The sequence below is a fragment of the Avibacterium paragallinarum genome (genome assembly GCF_900450705.1).
GTDB lineage: Bacteria > Pseudomonadota > Gammaproteobacteria > Enterobacterales > Pasteurellaceae > Avibacterium > Avibacterium paragallinarum.
Map to the genome: position 1 here is coordinate 1,847,955 of NZ_UGHK01000002.1, position 19,639 is coordinate 1,867,593.

The 19,639-nt window shown below is 40.0% G+C and carries 35 protein-coding genes, 1 tRNA gene and 3 pseudogenes; 11 read left to right on the forward strand and 28 right to left on the reverse strand.

Annotated features, from left to right (window positions below; translation table 11 throughout):
* Positions 1 to 15 precede the first annotated feature (15 nt).
* The 15 genes from DXZ23_RS14110 to DXZ23_RS14175 form a co-directional block, all read right to left on the reverse strand.
* On the reverse strand, positions 16 to 333 hold the full coding sequence (locus tag DXZ23_RS14110) for a hypothetical protein (protein WP_021723955.1): 318 nt from the start codon (positions 331 to 333) through the stop codon (positions 16 to 18).
* Between the two features lie 155 nt (positions 334 to 488).
* Positions 489 to 968, reverse strand: a complete 480-nt coding sequence (ssb, locus tag DXZ23_RS14115; protein WP_035695638.1) for a single-stranded DNA-binding protein — start codon at positions 966 to 968, stop codon at positions 489 to 491.
* Complete coding sequence (locus DXZ23_RS14120) at positions 956 to 1,585, reverse strand: YqaJ viral recombinase family protein (protein ID WP_035695640.1); 630 nt, start codon at positions 1,583 to 1,585, stop codon at positions 956 to 958. The genes ssb and DXZ23_RS14120 overlap by 13 nt, the downstream gene beginning before the upstream one ends.
* Positions 1,582 to 2,370, reverse strand: coding sequence for a phage recombination protein Bet (gene bet, locus DXZ23_RS14125; RefSeq protein WP_021723958.1), 789 nt, complete (start codon positions 2,368 to 2,370; stop codon positions 1,582 to 1,584). The genes DXZ23_RS14120 and bet overlap by 4 nt, the downstream gene beginning before the upstream one ends.
* Before the next feature lies 1 nt (position 2,371).
* Entirely contained in the window at positions 2,372 to 2,494 is a 123-nt protein-coding gene (locus tag DXZ23_RS16045) for a hypothetical protein (protein ID WP_256593712.1), read from the reverse strand.
* Positions 2,495 to 2,573: 79 nt separating this feature from the next.
* Positions 2,574 to 3,209 carry a BRO-N domain-containing protein gene (locus DXZ23_RS16050; protein ID WP_021723959.1) on the reverse strand — a complete coding sequence of 212 codons (636 nt, stop codon included), beginning with the start codon at positions 3,207 to 3,209 and terminating at the stop codon, positions 2,574 to 2,576.
* 255 nt (positions 3,210 to 3,464) lie between these two features.
* Positions 3,465 to 3,719 (reverse strand): hypothetical protein, encoded by a 255-nt coding sequence (locus DXZ23_RS14135; protein ID WP_103846662.1) that lies wholly within the window; start codon positions 3,717 to 3,719, stop codon positions 3,465 to 3,467.
* 101 nt (positions 3,720 to 3,820) lie between these two features.
* The gene (locus DXZ23_RS14140; RefSeq protein ID WP_021723960.1) at positions 3,821 to 4,264 is read right to left on the reverse strand and encodes a hypothetical protein; all 444 of its coding nucleotides are present in this window, start codon (positions 4,262 to 4,264) and stop codon (positions 3,821 to 3,823) included.
* 154 nt (positions 4,265 to 4,418) lie between these two features.
* Positions 4,419 to 5,354: a hypothetical protein gene (locus DXZ23_RS14145; RefSeq protein WP_021724204.1), complete on the reverse strand. Its 936-nt coding sequence runs from the start codon at positions 5,352 to 5,354 to the stop codon at positions 4,419 to 4,421.
* A gap of 2 nt (positions 5,355 to 5,356) precedes the next feature.
* Positions 5,357 to 5,638: a hypothetical protein gene (locus tag DXZ23_RS14150; RefSeq protein WP_035695642.1), complete on the reverse strand. Its 282-nt coding sequence runs from the start codon at positions 5,636 to 5,638 to the stop codon at positions 5,357 to 5,359.
* Positions 5,628 to 5,903 (reverse strand): hypothetical protein, encoded by a 276-nt coding sequence (locus DXZ23_RS14155; RefSeq protein ID WP_021723963.1) that lies wholly within the window; start codon positions 5,901 to 5,903, stop codon positions 5,628 to 5,630. The genes DXZ23_RS14150 and DXZ23_RS14155 overlap by 11 nt, the downstream gene beginning before the upstream one ends.
* On the reverse strand, positions 5,900 to 6,145 hold the full coding sequence (locus tag DXZ23_RS14160; protein WP_017806442.1) for a hypothetical protein: 246 nt from the start codon (positions 6,143 to 6,145) through the stop codon (positions 5,900 to 5,902). The genes DXZ23_RS14155 and DXZ23_RS14160 overlap by 4 nt, the downstream gene beginning before the upstream one ends.
* The gene (locus tag DXZ23_RS14165) at positions 6,123 to 6,461 is read right to left on the reverse strand and encodes a hypothetical protein (RefSeq protein ID WP_017806443.1); all 339 of its coding nucleotides are present in this window, start codon (positions 6,459 to 6,461) and stop codon (positions 6,123 to 6,125) included. The genes DXZ23_RS14160 and DXZ23_RS14165 overlap by 23 nt, the downstream gene beginning before the upstream one ends.
* Positions 6,462 to 6,553: 92 nt before the next feature.
* On the reverse strand, positions 6,554 to 7,420 hold the full coding sequence (locus DXZ23_RS14170; RefSeq protein ID WP_017807495.1) for a BRO family protein: 867 nt from the start codon (positions 7,418 to 7,420) through the stop codon (positions 6,554 to 6,556).
* A gap of 327 nt (positions 7,421 to 7,747) precedes the next feature.
* On the reverse strand, positions 7,748 to 7,972 hold the full coding sequence (locus tag DXZ23_RS14175) for a hypothetical protein (RefSeq protein ID WP_017807494.1): 225 nt from the start codon (positions 7,970 to 7,972) through the stop codon (positions 7,748 to 7,750).
* Positions 7,973 to 8,071: 99 nt separating this feature from the next.
* Between DXZ23_RS14175 and DXZ23_RS14180 the strand changes: the two genes are divergently transcribed.
* Complete coding sequence (locus DXZ23_RS14180) at positions 8,072 to 8,410, forward strand: hypothetical protein (protein ID WP_017807493.1); 339 nt, start codon at positions 8,072 to 8,074, stop codon at positions 8,408 to 8,410.
* A gap of 170 nt (positions 8,411 to 8,580) precedes the next feature.
* Positions 8,581 to 8,724 (forward strand): hypothetical protein, encoded by a 144-nt coding sequence (locus tag DXZ23_RS15565; RefSeq protein ID WP_017807492.1) that lies wholly within the window; start codon positions 8,581 to 8,583, stop codon positions 8,722 to 8,724.
* Here the strand turns inward: DXZ23_RS15565 and DXZ23_RS14185 are convergent.
* From DXZ23_RS14185 to DXZ23_RS14210, 7 genes are all read right to left on the reverse strand, one after another.
* Entirely contained in the window at positions 8,716 to 9,237 is a 522-nt protein-coding gene (locus DXZ23_RS14185; RefSeq protein WP_017807491.1) for a hypothetical protein, read from the reverse strand. The genes DXZ23_RS15565 and DXZ23_RS14185 overlap by 9 nt on opposite strands.
* 135 nt (positions 9,238 to 9,372) lie before the next feature.
* Positions 9,373 to 10,323: a bactofilin family protein gene (locus DXZ23_RS14190; RefSeq protein ID WP_021723964.1), complete on the reverse strand. Its 951-nt coding sequence runs from the start codon at positions 10,321 to 10,323 to the stop codon at positions 9,373 to 9,375.
* A 181-nt stretch (positions 10,324 to 10,504) separates the two neighbouring features.
* A tRNA-Asp gene (locus DXZ23_RS15570) sits at positions 10,505 to 10,580 on the reverse strand.
* Entirely contained in the window at positions 10,560 to 11,267 is a 708-nt protein-coding gene (locus DXZ23_RS14195; RefSeq protein ID WP_017807507.1) for an HNH endonuclease signature motif containing protein, read from the reverse strand. Before DXZ23_RS14195 ends, DXZ23_RS15570 begins: the two co-directional genes overlap by 21 nt.
* On the reverse strand, positions 11,248 to 11,505 hold the full coding sequence (locus tag DXZ23_RS14200; protein ID WP_017807508.1) for a hypothetical protein: 258 nt from the start codon (positions 11,503 to 11,505) through the stop codon (positions 11,248 to 11,250). The genes DXZ23_RS14195 and DXZ23_RS14200 overlap by 20 nt, the downstream gene beginning before the upstream one ends.
* Before the next feature lie 3 nt (positions 11,506 to 11,508).
* Positions 11,509 to 11,826 (reverse strand): hypothetical protein, encoded by a 318-nt coding sequence (locus DXZ23_RS14205; protein WP_021723966.1) that lies wholly within the window; start codon positions 11,824 to 11,826, stop codon positions 11,509 to 11,511.
* A gap of 256 nt (positions 11,827 to 12,082) precedes the next feature.
* The gene (locus DXZ23_RS14210) at positions 12,083 to 12,304 is read right to left on the reverse strand and encodes a hypothetical protein (RefSeq protein WP_017806446.1); all 222 of its coding nucleotides are present in this window, start codon (positions 12,302 to 12,304) and stop codon (positions 12,083 to 12,085) included.
* Positions 12,305 to 12,318: 14 nt separating this feature from the next.
* On the opposite strand from DXZ23_RS14210, the gene DXZ23_RS14215 reads away from it, so the two are divergent.
* Complete coding sequence (locus DXZ23_RS14215; RefSeq protein ID WP_017807323.1) at positions 12,319 to 12,489, forward strand: YegP family protein; 171 nt, start codon at positions 12,319 to 12,321, stop codon at positions 12,487 to 12,489.
* 419 nt (positions 12,490 to 12,908) lie between these two features.
* On the opposite strand, the gene DXZ23_RS14220 is transcribed toward DXZ23_RS14215, so the two are convergent.
* The 5 genes from DXZ23_RS14220 to DXZ23_RS16055 all read right to left on the reverse strand — a co-directional run bounded on the left by DXZ23_RS14220 (position 12,909) and on the right by DXZ23_RS16055 (position 15,528).
* Positions 12,909 to 13,673: a DUF1828 domain-containing protein gene (locus tag DXZ23_RS14220; RefSeq protein WP_017807412.1), complete on the reverse strand. Its 765-nt coding sequence runs from the start codon at positions 13,671 to 13,673 to the stop codon at positions 12,909 to 12,911.
* Between the two features lie 88 nt (positions 13,674 to 13,761).
* On the reverse strand, positions 13,762 to 14,208 hold the full coding sequence (locus DXZ23_RS14225; protein WP_256593721.1) for a hypothetical protein: 447 nt from the start codon (positions 14,206 to 14,208) through the stop codon (positions 13,762 to 13,764).
* A gap of 221 nt (positions 14,209 to 14,429) precedes the next feature.
* The gene (locus tag DXZ23_RS14230; RefSeq protein WP_017807414.1) at positions 14,430 to 14,768 is read right to left on the reverse strand and encodes an XRE family transcriptional regulator; all 339 of its coding nucleotides are present in this window, start codon (positions 14,766 to 14,768) and stop codon (positions 14,430 to 14,432) included.
* 5 nt (positions 14,769 to 14,773) lie between these two features.
* Entirely contained in the window at positions 14,774 to 15,328 is a 555-nt protein-coding gene (locus DXZ23_RS14235) for a S24 family peptidase (RefSeq protein ID WP_256593722.1), read from the reverse strand.
* The gene (locus tag DXZ23_RS16055) at positions 15,328 to 15,528 is read right to left on the reverse strand and encodes a helix-turn-helix domain-containing protein (RefSeq protein ID WP_256593723.1); all 201 of its coding nucleotides are present in this window, start codon (positions 15,526 to 15,528) and stop codon (positions 15,328 to 15,330) included. The genes DXZ23_RS14235 and DXZ23_RS16055 overlap by 1 nt, the downstream gene beginning before the upstream one ends.
* A gap of 129 nt (positions 15,529 to 15,657) precedes the next feature.
* On the opposite strand from DXZ23_RS16055, the gene DXZ23_RS14240 reads away from it, so the two are divergent.
* Positions 15,658 to 15,873: a transcriptional regulator gene (locus DXZ23_RS14240; protein WP_017807416.1), complete on the forward strand. Its 216-nt coding sequence runs from the start codon at positions 15,658 to 15,660 to the stop codon at positions 15,871 to 15,873.
* A 48-nt stretch (positions 15,874 to 15,921) separates the two neighbouring features.
* The gene (locus DXZ23_RS14245) at positions 15,922 to 16,383 is read left to right on the forward strand and encodes a phage regulatory CII family protein (RefSeq protein WP_017807417.1); all 462 of its coding nucleotides are present in this window, start codon (positions 15,922 to 15,924) and stop codon (positions 16,381 to 16,383) included.
* A 124-nt stretch (positions 16,384 to 16,507) separates the two neighbouring features.
* On the opposite strand, the gene DXZ23_RS14250 is transcribed toward DXZ23_RS14245, so the two are convergent.
* The gene (locus DXZ23_RS14250; protein WP_256593724.1) at positions 16,508 to 16,777 is read right to left on the reverse strand and encodes a hypothetical protein; all 270 of its coding nucleotides are present in this window, start codon (positions 16,775 to 16,777) and stop codon (positions 16,508 to 16,510) included.
* Between the two features lie 166 nt (positions 16,778 to 16,943).
* On the opposite strand from DXZ23_RS14250, the pseudogene DXZ23_RS14255 reads away from it, so the two are divergent.
* The 6 genes and pseudogenes from DXZ23_RS14255 to DXZ23_RS14270 all read left to right on the forward strand — a co-directional run.
* A pseudogene (locus DXZ23_RS14255) lies at positions 16,944 to 17,710 on the forward strand (phage antirepressor KilAC domain-containing protein).
* Positions 17,707 to 18,512 (forward strand): annotated as a pseudogene (locus DXZ23_RS14260) (helix-turn-helix domain-containing protein). The pseudogenes DXZ23_RS14255 and DXZ23_RS14260 overlap by 4 nt, the downstream one beginning before the upstream one ends.
* The gene (locus tag DXZ23_RS16060; protein ID WP_256593725.1) at positions 18,509 to 18,718 is read left to right on the forward strand and encodes a hypothetical protein; all 210 of its coding nucleotides are present in this window, start codon (positions 18,509 to 18,511) and stop codon (positions 18,716 to 18,718) included. Before DXZ23_RS14260 ends, DXZ23_RS16060 begins: the two are co-directional and overlap by 4 nt.
* Positions 18,661 to 19,022 (forward strand): annotated as a pseudogene (locus DXZ23_RS16065) (replication protein P). Before DXZ23_RS16060 ends, DXZ23_RS16065 begins: the two are co-directional and overlap by 58 nt.
* Positions 19,007 to 19,174 (forward strand): hypothetical protein, encoded by a 168-nt coding sequence (locus DXZ23_RS16070; protein ID WP_256593726.1) that lies wholly within the window; start codon positions 19,007 to 19,009, stop codon positions 19,172 to 19,174. The pseudogene DXZ23_RS16065 and the gene DXZ23_RS16070 overlap by 16 nt, the downstream one beginning before the upstream one ends.
* A 119-nt stretch (positions 19,175 to 19,293) precedes the next feature.
* The coding region (locus DXZ23_RS14270) for a recombination protein NinB (RefSeq protein ID WP_147277878.1) at positions 19,294 to 19,639 on the forward strand (346 nt) is incomplete at its 3' end.

Consider the following 19,639-nt stretch of genomic DNA (forward strand, 5'->3'; position numbering starts at 1 on the left):
AATAAAAACCGCTATTTAGCGGTTCGCTGTCATATTCTGAGTTTTTATATAATCCACAACTGGCACACTTACCGCTTGCTGTGGTTCAAATTGCTTACCAGTGGCTAATTGAGCATAGCCGATAATGTCGTCCCAGTGGTCGGGGAAGTTTTCATCACCGTTGCAAATTCGGGTGAGTTTGGCGGCAATCATTGTGGCGGCATAGGCTTTGACTTTGTTGCGTTCAAAAAGCTGGCTTTCGATGATCGGTTTCATCAGGTGATAAAAGGTTTCTGCACCGCTGATAAAATCGCCGTGCGTTTTGGCCCGTTCGTTGAGTAGGTCTGTGTTCATTTTTGCCTCATAAAAAAGCCCTCATTTGAGGGCTATCATCTAAAAATAATCAGGAATCGTCTAATTTAAACAATACTATCTATTTGATTTTAAATGCTAAATATGTTTTTAATTGTCTAAAATCGTTTAGATATTGTTTAAATTGTCTAGACAACTCAGAACGGAATATCATCATCTAGCTCATCACCATTATTCTGCGGTGGTGGCGTGTAGTTGCCACTTTTAGCGTTAGCATAAGCATTGGATTTTGTTGATTGCGTTTGACGCGGTGGTGCGTTTGTTTGTGCACTTTGTCCATCTTGGCGGCTATCTAACATCTGCAAGCTGTCGCCTTGAATTTCGGTGGTGTAACGCTCAACGCCGTGCTGGTCTTGCCATTTTCGGGTTCTGATACGCCCCTCAATATAGACTTTTGAGCCTTTTTTGAGGTATTGCCCTGCAATTTCCGCTAACCGCCGATAAAGTACAATTCTGTGCCATTCGGTGAGTTCTCGCCGTTCGCCTGTTTGCTTATCCGTCCAGCTTTCTGAGGTTGCCACGCTGATTGTTGCAACCTGATCGCCATTTTGCATTGTGCGGATTTCTGGATCGTTGCCTAAATTGCCGACGATGATGGCTTTGTTTATGCCTGCCATTGGTTTTCTCCTTTAAGTGCCTTAAGTGCGGTCAAAAATTCGGGAATATATTTATCAAATGCCTTCATTAATATTTCATCACGTTGCACGGTGTAAAGATAAAAAGGCTGCTTTTGATATTCTGGGCAATAACTGACAAAATCCCACGTCTCATAGCCTGTTACCCATAAAGCGGATTGCACTTGAATAACGTACTCACTCGGCACACCACCTTCGAGCAAATATTTGATATGAGTTTTCATTTTTGGGCATTTGATTTCCAGCCCTTTTCTAAGGGTAGGAATGAGTCCATCAGGGCTAATCATTAGCTCTTTGTCGGCATTAAGATAGACACCGCCAACCTGTACAACATCATTGCCTGTTTCAAACTCATACGCCATTCTTGCCAGTGGCTCAAGCTGATTGCCGCGTTCCATTGCAGCGGTTTTTACATTTTCTTTTCCGCCCTCAATACTTTCGGCAACCAGTTCAGCGAGATAACTCACCCAGCTAGCAGACTTTTGCCCACTGTTAGACACGATATTTTTAATGCCCGTGCCAGTGGGAATGCCTAGCCGTGCGGCTAGCCATTCTTCCGAGCCTTGTTCACAATCAAGTGTGATTAAGCCATCTATCATAGTGGGATTCCTTCATCTGCGTTATTGGCTTGATTTTGTGCATTTTGTTTATCAAGCGTAAGATGCAGTTTTTTCAATACGCCTTCTGCACGTTCTGCCGTTATCAGCTCTAATTCATTCACTCCGGCAGATGCCAATACTTTTTCAAGCGGTGTGCCAGTGAGTTCAATTAACTGACGAATTTCTGCTACTTTTTCAGGCGTGGCGTGAATGATAGTTGTCGCAGTGGTGTCAATGACCGTTGGTTTTGGCGTTACATTTAACGGTTCTTTTTGATTTTCTACAATGCGTTCAGCTTCGTCTTGGTCGTAAATACCTGTAAAGCCAAAAGCTAACCTTGCACATTGAATCATTGCCTTGTGGCGTAACATCCTTTTAGGGTGCGTTCTCCAAGGGCCTTGTATATCACGATAGCATTCACTCATATATTCTGTAATGCTAATCGGTCTTGATCTATCTTTACGATAAATACGACAAGTACACTTTTCTTCGTCTAAATCGAATTCAATACCGTCAAATTGAGGGTTTTCATTTAAAATCCTTGCCCATCCATCAATACCAACAATTGGTGTAATACCGCCCCCTTTATCAGGGAAGGCATAAATTTCTTTTGTCCAAGGATTTAAGCCATATTGATTGGCTACAATTAAAAGTGCGGCCATCTGGCTGTCATTTACATCGCCTTTGAATGCCGTGTTTTTCAGGGTTTGTATTAAACCTGAACTGTCTGCAATTTCAAAGCGTTCAGCGAGTTTTTGGGTTAAAGTTTGAAGTGCTGTTGTCATTTTATTTTCCTTTGTTTGCTATTAAATCTGTTGTTATTCCACAATAATGCCCGTCGCAGTCTGAGCCTAAATCGAGTTCGTACGCACACCACAACAAGCCGATAATCATTAAAATTTTGAACATAATTTCACCTTTTGGCTGAATTTAGGTTGAGCAAAACCGCCACACGTTTTTTAAAGTGCGGTCGGTTTTGGATTAGATGTTAAAACTCGGTTCGTTTTTTATGTTGGGCTTTAACGTGTCGATTGATGATTTCTCTTGCTTGTTGCAGGTCTTTCTCTATATTCGGTGTGAAGACAAATAAGTAGCCCTGTTGAGCTGGCTCTCCCTCTGTGCAGAAATCCCCAATCAGCTTGCTTTTGCCTATGAAATCATTGTGGGCCGTGCCGAGTGCCGCTCGTTGGTAATCGGCGTATTGTGTGCCGTAGCAGTAGATCCGCATTAATAGTTGCAAGAGTTCGTTATCTTGTGGTTCGGGCAGGGCGAGTTGTTGCTGTTCTGAACTGTACTTACCTGTTTTTCTAATCTGCGGTAAGACTTCTTCAAATACCCACGCTTCAAATGGTTCTGCCTCTGGTTTGCGTGATTTGATGATTAGGCGGTATAGGTTTGGTTCGTTGATATAAACCATTTCTTGCTTACCGCCTTTGGTAAGGGTGTCTCTAATAGATACACCCTTTGGGTTGCAATTTTTTTGAACTGCTTGTCTAGGATTTGCATATTCTAAAATTGCACAAACATCATTTGCACAAAACCAAGGTTCTTGATGAATATCGGTGATTACACGAACTTGATTAGATTTGAAACTGTAAGCATTAAATTGAATTTGATTAGACATAATTTTTTTATCCTATTGGTATTTTATATTTCCCTACTGTTGAGATAGGGCGATCGGGTGCTTCAACACTGCCAATAGTCAGCCTTTCGTTTTTCCTTGCGGTATTGTATGTACGAAACGCCACCCGATCATAAAATCAGGATAAAAAAATACCGCACTTTAATGCGGTTCATTCCGCTATTGGTCAAGGTGTGTTGAGCACCGTTAGCGGAATAGTAAAATAAAAATCCCACCTTGTAAAGTGGGATTTAGGGATTATTTTTTTGATGCTTGTGATAAAACTTGAAAAAATGTTGGGTAAAGTCGTTCGATAAGCTGGCGAACTTCTCGCATTTGTTCAAAATTTAAATTTGGCAGTCTTTCAATGATTTCCTTTTGCATATTTTGGCGTGCTGTTTCTTGTGTATCACGCACTTCACCAATTAATTTATTCACAGCTTCTTCTTCGGTGAGTTGGTGAATTTGGGCGTATTGTTTAATCCATTCCTGATTTTCTTTGCTCACTTTCATATTCTATCCCTTTAGATACAAAAAAAGCCGCTAACGTGCGACCAATCCCGACTTTCGTTTGAAAGTGGGGATATCCTAAATTAAAGGGAGGTGGTTGTCAATTAGATTGTAAAAGTTTTCATAACAAGTTGTTTATAAGCCTCAATAACTACTGAAAACTTACTTTGCTTGTCATCATCAATATTAATTCCGAAAGCTGGTGTGTCGTCAATATTCGGAAAAACAAATCTTATGGTATTTTCTGAAAGATAATAGGCTGTAATAACCAATCTAACAGGCTTCTTCGGGTAGGTTATTGCACTTTCTTCGAGCGCTAAAGATAAACCAAAAGTAATGCTTGGATTATGTAATTCATCATATTCTGCTTTAAGTTGATGTGACTCAGTTGGGGCTCCATCGCTATCGGTTACTCTGACGTAAGGTTCTGTTGGGCTTGGGTCGTTAAGTTGTTTTTTATAATATTTTTCTGTTAGCCCTAAATCCATTGCTAAAGCTAAACGTAATTGCCGAATTTGTTCTCTTAATATCGCGCGACGTTCAATCAAAATATGGTTGAATTATTGGTGCTGTTTGCACAGATCTTGATATGTAATCATTAGTGCTCTCCTATTTTTTATCATTTTAAGGTACAAAAAAAGCCGTTAAAAAACGGCTTGAAAGTGCGGTTATCTTAATCCGAAGTAGGGCGGTTGTAAAGTCTTATTTTTTCACAATCGTTGCCGTAATTCCCAACGCTTTAACTGGAGCGAAATATTCTCTTAATTGTTCAAGCGTTCCTGTAAATGGGATTTCTTGAGCAGGGATTTTAAGAATAAATTGCGTTGTCGCTGGTGGCGTTGCTTGGCTTGGCGTTTGCGGTCCACTATTCGCCGTATTTTCATTGATGTTTTCCTGTTGGCTGTGGGCGTTTTCTTGTAACTTCGCTTCCGCACGGGCTTTTGCCTCTTGCTCCGCTTTGGCTTTGATTTCCGCTTCGCGTTTTTCTTCTTCGGCAATTCGTGCTTGAATGATGGGTTCAAGCTCGTCATCGCCAGTAATCAGATTGAGCCAATCCTTAAAGAGATACTCATAAGAGATAGGGATTAGCTTACGACGCGCAGAAAGTCGAGCAGCTTCGGTTGCAATTTCTGCCCCGATAAGGGTTTCTTCGGCATTTACAGCTTTCGTGAGAGTGGCAAGAGTGCTACGGCGTTTGGTTGCTTCGTCTAAGCGTTTTTTAATCGTGGCTTTTGAGATAACCTGTTCAAGTGCAATGCACACATCGTTTTCAAAGCCTGATTTGACGACGGCAAGTCGTTCAAATGCGTCATTAACAATGCTCGCTTTGATTTCCGCTTCTTTGGTTTTCACCAGCTTTTCACGCTCTAAACGAGCTTGGCGGAAACGTTCTGCTATCGCTTGAGCCTGTTCAATAAGCTGTTTAATTTCGCCATTTTGAGCATTGGCAATGGCTTCTTTAGTGCGTTTTTCTAGCTCGGTTAAATCTTTAATGTCTTGCTTTGCTTGGGCGAAGTCGTCATCCGTTTCAAATCTGTTGCTAAGCCCGGCAAGATAGTTTTCGGCTTGTTGTTGGAAGGTGGAAATGTTGGTAGAAAGCACTTTGCTTTCGGTGGATAAAATTAAATTGAATTCCATTATTAAATCCTCTGAATGATTTTTTGCTTGGCTAATTTCTCGATGGCTTGTTGTCGGTAGGGGAGGTAATCCGCCCCGCTTCCTACGGCAAGCCAAAATAAATCGTTGTCGCACAGGGTTTGGGTGAACTCGTCAAAGAGCGTTTCATCGCCCTTTCTGATTTGCTCGTCAATGCGTTGGATTTCTGCTTGTAACCGTTCTTCAAAGGCATCTTCAGCGTAATGGGCTTCACACTGACGATCGCGTTTGGTATCCACCGCTCGGGCAAGTTCGCTATCGTTCATTGGTTATCTCCTGTTGCAAAAGTGCGGTGTAATTTTTGAGGTATTTTTCAGCCTCAACGGTTAAATTGGGCGGTAAGTCGCCTTGTTCTTGTTGCCACTCAAGGTTGGCTTGGCGTTCCATTTCGGCGAGTTGTTCTAATGTGAAGCCTTGGTTTGTGTAGTAATCTTCCGCCGTTTGTGCGTAGGCATCGGCAAGGCTTAGAGCAGAGATAACGACAAATAAAATGAGTAGGGCTTGTAGTGTATGTTTGATAAGTGCGTTCATTTTTGTTTCCTTTTTAATTGCTTTGTGATGGTTTGAGCAAATTGCTTTGCCCACTGATAAGCCTCTTCTTTATTTGTAAAACGTTTCCGCTTCCGTGAGATTTGATGTGGATATCCATCAATGATTTGAAATATCCTCACATCACCACGAAAACAGTCGTGCCGTTTATGTTTAATGTCGTGGCGAAATCCTTTAGTTGAGCCATCGTGGTAAGCACTGCTATGTACGCGATAAATTGGCATTGTTCTTCTCCATCTGTTTTAGATGTCTGAGTAAATAACTTACTTCCGGTTTTAGTAAGCGTTGAGTTTCAAAGGTCAGTAGTTTTCGTCCCGTTCGATAAATTAGTTCATGCGTGAAATGTACTGCGAAGAGTTGGCGATTAATGTCGTCTATCTGTAGGGTGGTTGGATTATCAAACACGGCGATATACAGTTTATTGTTGTGATAAAGGCTAACCTCACCATATTGCGTTGCAATCTGACTTGTGGTGATGTTCTCACCTAATTTTGATTTAACGTAATCTGCCACCAATGTTTCATAACCACGCTGTTTCATCTCTGTTTCCTTTTTAATCAAATTACTGAATTTAGGGTGTAGAAAACCGCCACACGCTTCAAAGTGAAGTGCGGTCGGTTTTTGTTGAGTTTTTAGCGTAAGTAATTTACGGTTTTTGTGGGGCTTTGCTCTGTTCTTGGGCTGTTAAAAATCCAGCTTTCGATTTCTTGCTGTATTTTTTTATCTTTAAGCGATTGGGTGTGCTTGGCGATAAAACTTTCTAGGGTTTGTGCAAGTCGATTGCTAGCAGTACCAAGGTTGAAAGCGGTTTTGTAGTTTTTATGGCTTTCTAAATCAGAAAATAGCTCCTCTAAACGCTCCCAAGCGGCAACAGAATGATTGATGTAATTCATTGCTTTAGCTAGCATATAGAAATTTTCCATATCTAACGCAAGGCTATTGGGTGGCAATTCTTGCATTGAGTGCATTGAAGCAATGTAAATCATTACAGCACGATGATCTTTGCGTTTGATTTGCTCATATTTCGCCACCGCAAATTTATTTTTCACTCTTGCCCAGATTTCGCCATAACTCATTTTTGTGCGTTGATGGGTTGCAGCAACGGCGTTTTGAATAAGGCGTTGTTCTTCGGGGGTGATGGTGTCATTTTCTGTTACTGCTAAGTTTTGGTGCTCTTGCCGTTCGACTTCTTGATCGAGAATATCCAGCACCCATTTTCTAAACTCTTTGGCAACTTTGGTGTGAGAAAGCATTCCGATTAGGTGAGCACCACGCAAGCTGAAAATTCGCACTTTTTGCATTCCGCCGTTGGTTTGCATATTAATCAGTGCGGTCATATTTGGGGTAAATTCGTCAGCGTGGCGTTCGTAAATAGATTTTACATTTCTACTATGATCAGAATAGCCTAAAGCTTTTCCTAGCTCGAAAACTGTGAACCAAATTTGATTTTGATAATGAGTAACTAAAATAGGTTTATTTTGAAAAGTTAAAGTTGTCATATAAGACTCCGCTCAAATAAGTTTTATAAAACTCATCACAAGCAACGCCAATTACTGGTGATGAACTAGATAGGATTGGCGTTACAGTTGAGCGGTGCTTACTGCAGTTCTTTTCAGAACTCCTATCTAGCCCATCATTGACAACGTTTGAAAGGGTGGATCAATTTGATCCTACCTTTAAAAGGTCTTAATTTTACTAGATTTTAGTTACAAAAAAAGTCGCTTAGGCGACTCTCCATTTATAACCGCCACTCAATTCAGGAACGCCAATTCCCGACTTTCGTTTGAAAGTGGATATATCCTAGATCAAAGGGCGGTGGTTGTCAATTACTTTATAGTTATCTTTGGCTTAGAGCATTTCTCAGCCCATTTATTTACTTGTTCTATTTTTATCGCAATTTTTTTATTTAAAATTCTTTGCTCTTCTAGCAATAAATCTAATGCTTCTTTTTCTTCAAAATATTTTTCTAATCTCTCTTTTTGTGAAAGAAGGTTTTCCAACCAATCGTCATCAGGTTGGCCTTTATTAAAAAATCGATAATATCTGTTCATGAGCGATCTCCATTGTTAAAACCCATTCTGAAATCCCCTTAGTGCTGTGCTAGAATGTAAATGTCTAATTTATATTCATCAACAAAAGGAGATTTCAGAATGGATAAATCGTTATCAAAATTTTTACTTGATGATTGGGAATGGTACAAAATGGGTATTTTAATTGGTTTTATTTTATTCTGTCTTATTGCTGCTGGGCAAATGCCAAATTTACCGACTACACCGTCTTTATTGGCTTCAATGGGTTTATTTTGGTTAAGTCTCGGGGAGTATGTTAATCACCCACGACAAGAGCGGTTAGTTGAACGAAATGGTAAGACAGTGCTTGAAATTGCTTACCCACGAGTGAATAGCTTAATTGGTTATTTCTTTACACTGTTAGGCATTGTTTTTAGTGGACTGAGTATATATTTTTTCTATCAAATCATCTATTTTTAGATATTAAAATAGCCGTTAAAAACGGCTTACTACTCAGATTACCTTAATCCGAAGTAGGGCGGTTTGTTAACGCTGTTTTTTAACGAGAACAGCAAAACTCGCCTTACTTGTTACCACAACTTATAAGGATTATAATTGTTGCAACCACAACTTATAAATTAGGATTTGTTATGTCTAATCAAAAATCATCTCAATCAAAACCACAGCCAGCTCCTACTAAACCAACACAAACTGTTTATAGAAAACCTGAACCTGTTTTTATTGGTGATAGTGCAGATAAGCCAAGACCTAAAGGAAAGCCAATCTTAGGCTGATATGCCAACAATAAGAGCCGTTGCAACAGGTATACTAAACGATAACATTATTGCTTTGTCAGTGTGGCGGCGATATTCATTATTAAGATGAAGTAATTGAATAATATACTGGTTTGCATTATGTAATTCATATCGCCTTAATATGCCCAGTTTATTTTTATCTTGACTTGATTTAAATGTGTCATTATAGAGATTTTGTGGCATATTTGTTGTCAATGGTCTTTTTTTGCTTAGAATAATGTAATGCAATAACATTACTGCGGAAATAGACCACCCAGCGATACAAATGATACTAGCCAAAATAAAGTATATGTGTAATTTTTCGATATGATTAAGTAGTATTAATGTTACAGCACCGATACCTGCAATGAGATAATTCAGTAATCTATATGCTTTTTCTCGGTTTTGTTCATTGGATTTTTGTATTTCTGCAATGCTTTGTTTGGCTTGGTCTTCGAGGTACTCAAGCATTTCATCATCGGTATCTAAGAAATAATCATCGGGTAGGCTCATTAGTTTCTCCAATATAGGTAGCAAGGCGTATTATTTTAATGTTAATTTTGTTTATAAAAAAGCCCACCTGTTACAGTGGGCAAAGTTAGGAGTATGTATGTCTGCACGGGGTTTAACGCCTTCCGTGTGGGCGTATTAGCTGTTCAACCTTGATTTAGCGACTTCAATCAAGAGCTGATATTCTCTTTTTATCTTTTCATCGTGGACTTCCGCGGATTTTTTCAAAAACTCCTCAACAGAGCCACTAAAACAGCCTCTAGTAGCCCACAATACTCCTTGTTTAGTTTTAAATATGGTTAATGTACCGTACTCCGTACCCACGTTTGAAAACCAGACAATATCAGATCTTTCACACACCACGGCATCACCGGACACCACGGCATCGCCGGACACCTTGGCATCACCGGACACCACGGCATCGCCGTACACCTTGGCATTACCGTACACCTTGGCATTACCGTACACCACGGCATCACCGCACACCACGGCATCACCGTACACCTTGGCATTACCGTACACCTTGGCATTACCGCACACCACGGCATCACCGCACACCACGGCATCACCGTACACCACGGCATCGCCGTACACCTTGGCATTACCGTACACCTTGGCATTACCGCACACCACGGCATCACCGGACACCACGCCATCACCGGACACCACGGCATCGCCGTACACCTTGGCATCACCGTACACCTCGGCATCACCGGACACCACGGCATCGCCGTACACCACGGCATCGCCGTACACCTTGGCATCGCCGGACACCTTGGCATTACCGTACACCTCGGCATCGCCGTACACCTTGGCATTATCGTACACCACGGCATCACCGGACACCACGGCATCGCCGTACACCACGGCATCACCGGACACCACGGCATTATCGTACACCTTGGCATTACCGTACACCCAGGCATCACCACTCTGATCTAAGTTTGACTCTTTCTCGACATATCCACCCAAATCACCAGCACTAACGCCGATTGATGCGATTACTACTAAAGCTTTTATGCGATAGAGTTTAATTTTAGTTGTAAATCCGATCTCAATATATTCATCGGTTAATTCATATTTTTTCACTGCGTTTCTCCTATTTCTCATCTCATTCAGAACCGCACGCAAAGCCACGATGAAAAAGACTAAAAACGAGCGGCTAAGAATGCGGTTTTGAATGAAAGTTATGACAAGGCACACTAACTACGGCAAGAAGATTGGTCTAAAATAATCCGTAGATAATGACTCAGTGTGCCTTGTGATAAATTGGCGACCGCAGTAGGACTTGAACCTACAATCTCAGGTGGTGACAGCACCTTAGCTTATCCTTTTGCTATGCGGTCCTTTTGTTGCTGTTGCTTTTTGAGTTTTATCAATTTTTCTCGTAGTTGAATAAACACATTAAAAGTTTGTTTCACACTGCTGTCTAATTCGTGGTAATTCAGCTTATGTCGCCATAGCATTTCATTACGACTGATTAGTTCTAAATTAGATAACTCACAATTTTGAATATTGCCGTCTTTAAACCACAAAACAAATCCTTGAGGGATTTTGCCAAAGGCTTGCTCCCAGATAACACGTGATTTTCTTTCATAACGCTTAACTCCTGTTTTTATCAACACGGCTTTTGCCATAGGGCAAAATCGCTCGTAACCAATAGGCTTTAAATGTTCTCCTTTTTTAAATCGCCCATTTCTACCAGTCAGCCAACCTCTTTTAGCACACAGTACCCTAATTACTTGTGCGGTCTGATTACGGTTAAACTTTTGATTAAATAGTTTGGTTAATTCCGCTTGCGGTAAAGTGCAATTTTCTTTGATAAAGGCTAACTCTTCTTTGGTATATCGATTGCAATGTTGAACCGTTGAGATAATTCCTAATCGTTTTTTTAGCTTTCTAAAAACCTGCCTATTCTTTAGCAAACCAAATTGTTGATAAAAGACCTGAATGAGATCTTTAGGAGCTAAATCTTTATGTTCACGGATAAAAGCAATATGTTCATCAGTAAACCTAAAGCGTTTTTTTGTCATTTTGTGCCTTTGATATTCTTAAAAAATCGGGTGCATCTGCCTCAATAGTGCGGTCACCGAAAAGCTGCATTGCTTTAATGGCTGTATTAGAATTTTGAATGATATTCGATGCAATACCAGATACCGCATTCGCTCTAGCAATTTCCCTTTTTAATTCTTCATCTGTTAAATCTTCATCTAACAATTTTTCTAATTGACTAAAAAGATGGTTGTTTAAATCAGTAATTTTATTTTTCATCGTCTAAATCCTCATTAACTCCTGACAACCACGGCGGATTTTTTGTGTGGCCCGCACGGTATTTACGCCGATTTCGCCTTTGTGGTAATTCGGTTTGACGGCTTGAAATTGAGCCGCCGCTTTTTCAATTTGGGATTTTGACGGAATCGGCAACATTACAAGTGCGGTCTTAATTCGGTCAGGTTTTCCCGTTTTGATTTTTTTCTGGCGAGATTTGGCAAACATTCTTGCTAATCTGCCAGCCTTGCCCATTGAGCGAATTTCTGCCTTTTCGCAGTATTTTTTGCTCACTGGGTTACGTTCAATGACGATATTCATCATTCACCTCCGTTGTTGTTATTTATTCAATGCCGCACTTGTCTAACGTTCATCTCGGCTCGGTATCACGGTTGATTCTTTGCATTTCATTCCTCTCGGTTCTGCTGCCTTGGTTCTCCGTAAATACGGCATTGAATAAATAAGCCTGTTTGCCTCAGCCCCACTGGCACAGACTTGCCAACCTTTCGGCTTCCTTTTGTAAAAAGGGGAGTGGGTTCTAAATTGTTAAAGAGCATCATCACCAAGATGAAATATTGAATTAGCTAAATTTATGTAGTAGCTTTAAAAGCAACCTTGCAATGCGTGATTGTGGCTTGACTGGAACATATATTGAACAGTAAAGCTCACCATCAATAGTTGCTTGGGACATTGCTTTGACTTTTTCTTGTGCTTCTTCAAATGAGTTGGCGTAGACATCTGAACACCACTTCTTCCCTTTGAAGAAGTAAGAAATTGCATAGCGTTTCATTTCATTTTGCATAAGGAGTTACCTCTATGTATTTTGAAATTTTCAAAGGTGTTAATGGTCAGTGGTATTGGCGACTAAAAGCCGCCAATCACGAACCTATAGCTCAAAGTGAAGGTTATACGACCAAACAAAACTGCTTACATTGTATCGGGCTTGTTATGGACACTAACCGACAAACACCTGTTCGCGAAGTTTAATTATCCAAGCCCTGTTACCGCAGGGCTTTTTATTTCATCTTGATTGTTAAAGAGCATTAAACGTTGTTTCGTTTTGATGGGTGTATAATATAGCTAAAGTTTTAATATGTAAATAGCTTTAGTTTTATTTTTCGCTATTTATTTATAGCTTTTTGTTTAAATGGTTGTTTTATAAGTGAAAATAAATTTATAAAATTTGTTTGACTGATTGTTTTTTAGTCAAAGAAGAGATGAGAAAGAGTTTTTCTAAAATTTCAGGGGAAAATGAGCAGATAAAAGTCAACTGACAGCCATTACAGTTAACAAAATGACTGCATTCAAGATAATTAGTGTTGTTTGATACCATTTTCGTGGCGTCACGAAAATGGTTCTAAGGGATTTGAGGCAAAAGAAAACCGCCGTGGGGGCGGTTTGATGTTTTAAGCGGCGAGTTTTTCAAGCCAAATATCTTTTTTATCATAAGGCAGAATCTTTGCCGGAGATTGATTAAAGAGCAGAATAAGTTTATTTAATTGATCACCTACTGCTTTATCATCAATGACCACATAAGATTCATCATTTGTTTGTGCTGTTGGATTGGTCAGATCCATTATTTTACCTAGAACGCCATAAGCACTGCTCCAACTGCCTTTTGCTTTTACACTCGTTGTAAAAATCTGTTTGGTGTGTCGCTCTCCGCCGGTTAATGAAATTGGGATTGTAATTTGATGACCGCTCAATCCTGATTTTTTCACATCAAATCCGATATTTTGAGGGAATTGATGATGGCGAAAATCAGACTTTACCATCATCTCGAATTTATCTATTGGCACGTTGTACCAATCCATAGCAAGCGTATCTGTGATAATTGCCGCTTGAATGATGCGTTGCAAATTATGTGTAAGCATTTCACCGCTTGTTGTCGTGTTGATTTCCGCTCGATCGTTCAAGTTTAATCCGTAACGTTTTAACGTGCTTTTTATTTGGTCGATACGGTTAGTGGTTAGATTGATTCCTCGAGCGTTCATTTCCCACAAAGTTTGAGCATCGTCAGTGACAGTAAAACGATTTTCTCCCACTTGTTCAATGTATGCCTGAATAACGCTACCATCTTCAAGAGTGAAAGGGGTATTAATTAAAATCAAATCATCGGCAATAGAATGACATTCATAGCCTAGATTGGATAAGACTGTGCTGCATATCATAATAGCTCCATTTGTCCGTTGTTTGATAAGATTGGGTGAGGAATTTGCCCCACTGCGACAGTATTAAATTTTGCTAGAAAATAGCACATCAATTCAAAAAAATCATTTGATTTTTGATATTTTCATCTAGTAAATAGCCCGTTTCTTGGTTTTCTTTACCGTGTAGAATGTGGTAGTGAGCACCACAAATACGGCTTTCGGCTATGGGCTTTACATGAGTTATTTTATTTACATGAACTAACTTTTCACCTTGATCAATAGCAAATAACCGTCTGTTTTTATAAAAAGCAATAAAGTTCATCGATGGCATTAAATTTTCTCTACGAGCAGGACGATAGGCAAAATAGGCCCTAAGCTGAGGTATAGGTAATCCATCACTATCGAAGAACGGAAGCTTTAACTCAAGCCAATAAGGATAAGGCTGAGTTTTTTGTTTTTTCCCCCATGTGGCTCCTTTAAAATGAATTTGTTTTTCTATCGCCATGATATGATTGATTTCTTGCTGGGGAATAATAATATCTTCAATACTTGCCATATCGTTCCTTTAAACTTTATATCATTGATATTCGCCCTTCTAGTTGCTACAAAGCTCTATTCGTTCTTTTACCTAGCCCACAAAATTCAACTTCTGGCTTTGGTGGACTATTGTTACAGCTCCAGCCTATGCTCAACCGCCACACCCAATAAAATTCAATTACTGGTTTGGTGGTTACAAATAACTCCTATGCTCAACCGCTACGCCCATTATGTTTGAGTTTATAGATCAATCATATGTAATGGCAGTGCTTTGACCAATTTTCCCATAATGTAACAACGTTCCAATTCCTCTTGAGTAAAATCTAATGGGGCGTAGTGAGGATTGTCCGATAAAATTTTTATTCCGCCATTCGGCACTTTTTGTAGGCGTTTAATGAATAATTCTCCATGTTCATCAACAAAAGCAAACTCGCTGATTAAGTCAGTAGATAATTTTGTTAATCCCTCTTCATAACCGATCAACGTTTCTACAGATAAATGTAGGTTATCAGCAAGATCTTCTCTTGATATACCTTTTCGTTCTCTGATTTCTTTGATACGCCTAGCGATGTTTTTCATATCGTCTATAAATCCTTTACATCAATTCTCCAGCGACGGATAAATTTACCCACAAACTTAGCATTTCTATAAATTTCATTATTCATTTCTTCGGGATCATATTTTTCTTTGTTATCTGATATGACTTTGAAACTTCCGCTAATCATTTTCTGAAGACGTTTGATAAATAACTCTCCGTCAATCGCAAAGGCATAGATACCTTCCCCATTGTAGTCGTTGATGTTCATATCAATCAAAACTACATCACCTTTCTGAATAGTTGGTTCCATTGAGTCCGTAGGCACATTGATCAAGCAAATTCCATTAGTGTTTTTTCGCCCAACAAGCTCCCTAAGCCCCTCTTCTGATAAATAGATTTGATTGATGATTTCTGGGTAATCGGAATTTACAAACCCTGTCATTCCTGCAGCAGCTCTAACATCTAAGTAATCAATGCGATAGCGATGCTCATCATCTAGCTCAGATTGAGCTAATGGGAGTTTTTCGGCAAGATGCCTTGTCTCATAAGTTACAGTGTTTGTAATAGGAGAATTATTGATCCTAGAATTTTCCCCTATCATTATTCCATTACCTGTTTGTAGCAAGCAGGATTAATACCTAAGACAGAGGCTAATGCGATGATGTGTTTGGTTTCTCCGCCAGCTTCTATTTTTTGGATAGCATTTTGCGTAACTCCTATGCGCTCAGCTAATTGTGTTTGGGTTAGTCCTGCTTTTTTTCTCGCTGTTTTCAATCTTTGACCTAATGATTCCATTGTCATCTCCATTATTTTTAATAATTTTAAAACTACAGTTGTAAGGTTTCAAATAACCAAAGCAATATTTTCCTTTACAAAAACAACTTAAGCTATAATATATTGGTTATTTTGTTTAAGGATACAAACAAAGCGATGAACGAATCTATAAAAAAAGCCATTAATGTATTAGGCACACAGCAGCTATTAGCTGAAGCTTGCGGCGTAAGCCAAAATGCAGTGAGTAAATGGCTAAATGGAGGATCTGCTATATCTCTTGAAAATGCCTTACGAATCGAGAAAGCGACTCAAGGGAAAGTTAAAGCAGAAGATATTTCACCTGATTTTTCTCATTTGTTATCACGAGATTAATTTACCAAACCTACTCAAAAAGTAACCATAAAAAAACGAGAGAATTTTATGAAAGAAGAATCACCGTTTTTGTACATACAAAAAGCACTGCATACGCAGTTATCCCGTAGTCGCGAAATCTCAAATTTCGCGCCAGCAATGGGGAAAACGACAACCCAGCTAGCGAAAGAGCTAAAGACAGATTATGACCGCAACAAACTTGGTTTTGCCGATGCTATTCATCTGATTGCTCTCACCGATTCGATCAACATTGTTGAAATGATTGCTCAGGCAGTCGATCACACACTAATGCCTAGCCCGAAAGAATGCAAAGGATCGTTAGATTTATTGCGCGAAGTCGTCGTGCTGTCTGAATCAGTGGGGAAATTATGTGGGGAAAGTGCAAATGCCTTGTCTGATAACTCAGATTTAGGGCAAGAGCTATCCGCAAAAGAGCGTGAGAAATTAACAGGATTGATAAATCAGCTACTTTCTCAGCTGGTTTGTCTGAAATGGGAATTAAAGCAATAAAAAACACGACAAATCAAAGTTGTTAATCCTTTTTGAAGAATTTTTTAGTGCAATCGGTAGCAATACAATAGCCCAAATATGAAAGTAAATTTTAAACATAGTAAATGTACTAATTTTTTCGACTTTAAACCCTAGAGAAATTAATTCTAACTGGCTGAATGAGCCGAGTGCGGCAATATAGCAACGCCAAAATCGCTGAAAAGTATGCAAATCTATCCAGATCTTGCTTGAACTTACGCTGAATAGTGATGTTGAACATAACAAAAAGTGCTGGGGTTAACAAAATAATGAGCTGCTGCATATTAACGCCGAACTTACCAATATAGGAAAGTAAAAATAGGCTAGACAGCAAAATAGAATAAGCAAATAAATCCCGAACGATAGCAAATAACATAAGGAAATCCTAATGAAAAAATGGCTAGAAAAATTGAAAGTCTTTTATTTGAGTAATGATTTTATCATTGTCCACTTGATTATCGCAATGTGTCTAATCTGGTGGGTTTTAGGGCAATAAAAAACCACCATTACAGCGGTGGTAATTCATTAGAAAGGAATTATCTATGAACGGATTATCAATGATTTCGGAACAAAATGCAAGCATAAAAATGAGCAGTCGTGAGATTGCGGAGTTATGCGGAAAACAACATAACCACGTATTAAGAGATATTAGAGCTTATGTTGGAGCTATTTTACAAATAGAACGAGGTATCAATGTTAAATCTCTTGATTGGAGTGAGAAAGAGGGTGTAGAACTTTTTGGACATACCCCCATTGGCGGTGTTGTGTGCCAGTATGAAGTTAATTCTCAAAATAATCAACGCTATCCAATCTATTATTTAGACAAATCTGCAACGTTAACAGTTATTTCTGGTTATAACGTCATTCTGCGTAAGAGAATTATTGATCGCTGGCTTGAACTAGAAAATCAGCAACAAAGCACCGCACTTTTGCCTCAAAACTATTTGCAGGCATTAGAGGCGTTGGTTGAGAAAGAACGACAAATCAAGCTCTTGCATTAGAAAACAAGGAGCTAAAACCTAAAGCAGCATTTGTTGATCATTATGTTGACGTTGGCACAAGCAAATCCCTGCGAGAAACCGCCAAAATTTAAATATGCCGGAGAAAGCAATGATTATCCGCCTTATTGAAGATAAGGCGTATATCGTCAATCTGGCAACCTCTTACCTTATGCAGATAAACAGCAACAAGGTTTATTTACCGTGAAAACGGGGACAACTGATCACGATCACAATTACACGCAAACGCGAGTAACGGGCAAGGTATTGAGTGGATCGCACAACGTTATGCTTCGGAGTTAATGCTATGAGTATGTTACTAATGGTTAAAGCAATGCAGTGCAAAGTGGGTAACCCTACCCGCAATTAGTATTATTGAAATTAGCGGACAACGCTAATGATGAGGGCATTTGTTTTCCGTCTTACCAAAACATTGCGGATCAGTGTGAAATTACCCGTCGCAGTGCGATCTCGCATATTGAGGCATTGATAGAAACAGGCTTTGTTGAGAAAAAAACACGCAAAACACCAGAGGGTAACACCTCAAATTTATATGTGTTACACCTTGATCGAGATGGTGAAAATTCTGCACTACCTAGTGAAAATGATTCACTAAGGGTAGTGAAAAATTTACACCACCCTAGTGAAAATATTTCACCAACCCCTAGTGAAAATATTTCACCCAGAACCAGTCACTCTATTAACCAGTCAATTAACCTTCCTTCTTCGTCCGAAAAAAATTCGGACGGCGGCGAGAGCAAAAAATCTCGATTTAAATTTTCCGATGATGATATGACTGCCGCACAGTGGATTTTTGGATTAGTTCAAAAACTTAACCCCGACGTCAAACCGCCGTCTTTCGACAGCTGGGCGAATGAGATCCGCCTGATGCGTGAGCGTGATAAGCGAACGCATAGGGAAATTTGCGGACTGTTTCAGTGGGCAAACCAAGACTTGTTCTGGAAAACCAATATTCTTAGCCCTGCCAAGCTGCGGGAGAAATGGGATCAGCTCACGGTGAAGAAAAATAACGCAAAACCACAGCGCAAAACAGTTTCAGAGCTGAATGCGATTGAATGGAACACTGACGAGGGTTGGAGGGGAATGCTGTGATCACTCAAGTTAATCCACACACAATGCAAAACGCAATGGCAATGCAATCTCAATTGCCTACGACGCAGCGAAAATCTCAACGCTTGCCAAGCGAGATTGAAAACTGGTCGATCAAATTTTTTCGCAGTTATTCGCCGCTTGCCCAGCAATGCGTAGTCAATTTGACGAAGTGCAGCTACCCATCACCAAGCGCACTTGGGTTTTAGGCTTTGCGGAAAACAATATTCGCACCATTGAGCAAGTTCGTGCGGAATGCGTAAAGTGCGGTCGAAACCGGATGATTATTTCCCAAGTGTGGGCAAGTTTATTTCTTGGTGCAAGCAAGATCGCTTTGAAGCGTTAGGCTTGCCGAACGAAGACGAACTTTACGACCGCCTGAAAAAATTCAAGGTTACGGAATGTTGGAAATTCACAAATTCCACTTTGAGAGCGATGCGGAATATTGGTGCTGACGGATTTGTATTGCAACAACCGAGAAGCCACGGGAAGAAAAATTGTGCAAAGCAGTGAGCAAAGCGTTGAAAGCGATGGCAGCACGCTTGGAAGCGGGCGAAACGTTGCCTAAACCGCAAATCACCCTGCCAGCGAAACCGAGCTTTGTTCCGCCTGAAGTGCAAAGAAAAATTAATCACACGGCATTGAAAAATGCAAAGCGATTTTAGGGATGAAATGATGACCGAACAACAATTCGACAAAGACACGTGGTGCACGCCGAAATATGTTTTTGACTGGCTCTTACAGCGTTCGGTTACGTTAGATTTTGTGAAGAAGTGCGGTGGGTATGGAAACTAAACAACGCTTTTTCTTGCGTAACGCTCGCATACAGGCGAATGCGATTGGGGTAATACATTCCCTTGCCCTAGATGATAAAAACCCCGTAGTGGTGGAAATAAAGCCCTTAACGCGTACGTTGGCACAGAATGCAAAACTCCACGCAATGCTTGGCGATATTGCCAAACAATGCGAGTTTCAGGGCAAAAAGCGAGATATTGAAACGTGGAAAATGATTATGGTGTCCGCTCACAAAATCGCAACGGGCGGACAAGCTGAAATGGCGATTGGGCTAGAGGGCGAAGTGTTGAACTTACGTGAAAGCACGGCACAAATGGGCGTGAAACGGTTAGCGA

Coding starts and splice junctions, on each gene's coding strand:
- DXZ23_RS14110 (WP_021723955.1), bottom strand. CDS start 333: ATGAACACAGACCTACTCAACGAACGGGCCAAAACGCACGGCGATTTT.
- ssb (WP_035695638.1), bottom strand. CDS start 968: ATGGCAGGCATAAACAAAGCCATCATCGTCGGCAATTTAGGCAACGAT.
- DXZ23_RS14120 (WP_035695640.1), bottom strand. CDS start 1,585: ATGATAGATGGCTTAATCACACTTGATTGTGAACAAGGCTCGGAAGAA.
- bet (WP_021723958.1), bottom strand. CDS start 2,370: ATGACAACAGCACTTCAAACTTTAACCCAAAAACTCGCTGAACGCTTT.
- DXZ23_RS16045 (WP_256593712.1), bottom strand. CDS start 2,494: ATGTTCAAAATTTTAATGATTATCGGCTTGTTGTGGTGTGCGTACGAA.
- DXZ23_RS16050 (WP_021723959.1), bottom strand. CDS start 3,209: ATGTCTAATCAAATTCAATTTAATGCTTACAGTTTCAAATCTAATCAA.
- DXZ23_RS14135 (WP_103846662.1), bottom strand. CDS start 3,719: ATGAAAGTGAGCAAAGAAAATCAGGAATGGATTAAACAATACGCCCAA.
- DXZ23_RS14145 (WP_021724204.1), bottom strand. CDS start 5,354: ATGGAATTCAATTTAATTTTATCCACCGAAAGCAAAGTGCTTTCTACC.
- DXZ23_RS14150 (WP_035695642.1), bottom strand. CDS start 5,638: ATGAACGATAGCGAACTTGCCCGAGCGGTGGATACCAAACGCGATCGT.
- DXZ23_RS14155 (WP_021723963.1), bottom strand. CDS start 5,903: ATGAACGCACTTATCAAACATACACTACAAGCCCTACTCATTTTATTT.
- DXZ23_RS14160 (WP_017806442.1), bottom strand. CDS start 6,145: ATGCCAATTTATCGCGTACATAGCAGTGCTTACCACGATGGCTCAACT.
- DXZ23_RS14165 (WP_017806443.1), bottom strand. CDS start 6,461: ATGAAACAGCGTGGTTATGAAACATTGGTGGCAGATTACGTTAAATCA.
- DXZ23_RS14170 (WP_017807495.1), bottom strand. CDS start 7,420: ATGACAACTTTAACTTTTCAAAATAAACCTATTTTAGTTACTCATTAT.
- DXZ23_RS14175 (WP_017807494.1), bottom strand. CDS start 7,972: ATGAACAGATATTATCGATTTTTTAATAAAGGCCAACCTGATGACGAT.
- DXZ23_RS14180 (WP_017807493.1), top strand. CDS start 8,072: ATGGATAAATCGTTATCAAAATTTTTACTTGATGATTGGGAATGGTAC.
- DXZ23_RS15565 (WP_017807492.1), top strand. CDS start 8,581: ATGTCTAATCAAAAATCATCTCAATCAAAACCACAGCCAGCTCCTACT.
- DXZ23_RS14185 (WP_017807491.1), bottom strand. CDS start 9,237: ATGAGCCTACCCGATGATTATTTCTTAGATACCGATGATGAAATGCTT.
- DXZ23_RS14195 (WP_017807507.1), bottom strand. CDS start 11,267: ATGACAAAAAAACGCTTTAGGTTTACTGATGAACATATTGCTTTTATC.
- DXZ23_RS14200 (WP_017807508.1), bottom strand. CDS start 11,505: ATGAAAAATAAAATTACTGATTTAAACAACCATCTTTTTAGTCAATTA.
- DXZ23_RS14205 (WP_021723966.1), bottom strand. CDS start 11,826: ATGATGAATATCGTCATTGAACGTAACCCAGTGAGCAAAAAATACTGC.
- DXZ23_RS14210 (WP_017806446.1), bottom strand. CDS start 12,304: ATGCAAAATGAAATGAAACGCTATGCAATTTCTTACTTCTTCAAAGGG.
- DXZ23_RS14215 (WP_017807323.1), top strand. CDS start 12,319: ATGTATTTTGAAATTTTCAAAGGTGTTAATGGTCAGTGGTATTGGCGA.
- DXZ23_RS14220 (WP_017807412.1), bottom strand. CDS start 13,673: ATGATATGCAGCACAGTCTTATCCAATCTAGGCTATGAATGTCATTCT.
- DXZ23_RS14225 (WP_256593721.1), bottom strand. CDS start 14,208: ATGGCAAGTATTGAAGATATTATTATTCCCCAGCAAGAAATCAATCAT.
- DXZ23_RS14230 (WP_017807414.1), bottom strand. CDS start 14,768: ATGAAAAACATCGCTAGGCGTATCAAAGAAATCAGAGAACGAAAAGGT.
- DXZ23_RS14235 (WP_256593722.1), bottom strand. CDS start 15,328: ATGATAGGGGAAAATTCTAGGATCAATAATTCTCCTATTACAAACACT.
- DXZ23_RS16055 (WP_256593723.1), bottom strand. CDS start 15,528: ATGACAATGGAATCATTAGGTCAAAGATTGAAAACAGCGAGAAAAAAA.
- DXZ23_RS14240 (WP_017807416.1), top strand. CDS start 15,658: ATGAACGAATCTATAAAAAAAGCCATTAATGTATTAGGCACACAGCAG.
- DXZ23_RS14245 (WP_017807417.1), top strand. CDS start 15,922: ATGAAAGAAGAATCACCGTTTTTGTACATACAAAAAGCACTGCATACG.
- DXZ23_RS14250 (WP_256593724.1), bottom strand. CDS start 16,777: ATGTTATTTGCTATCGTTCGGGATTTATTTGCTTATTCTATTTTGCTG.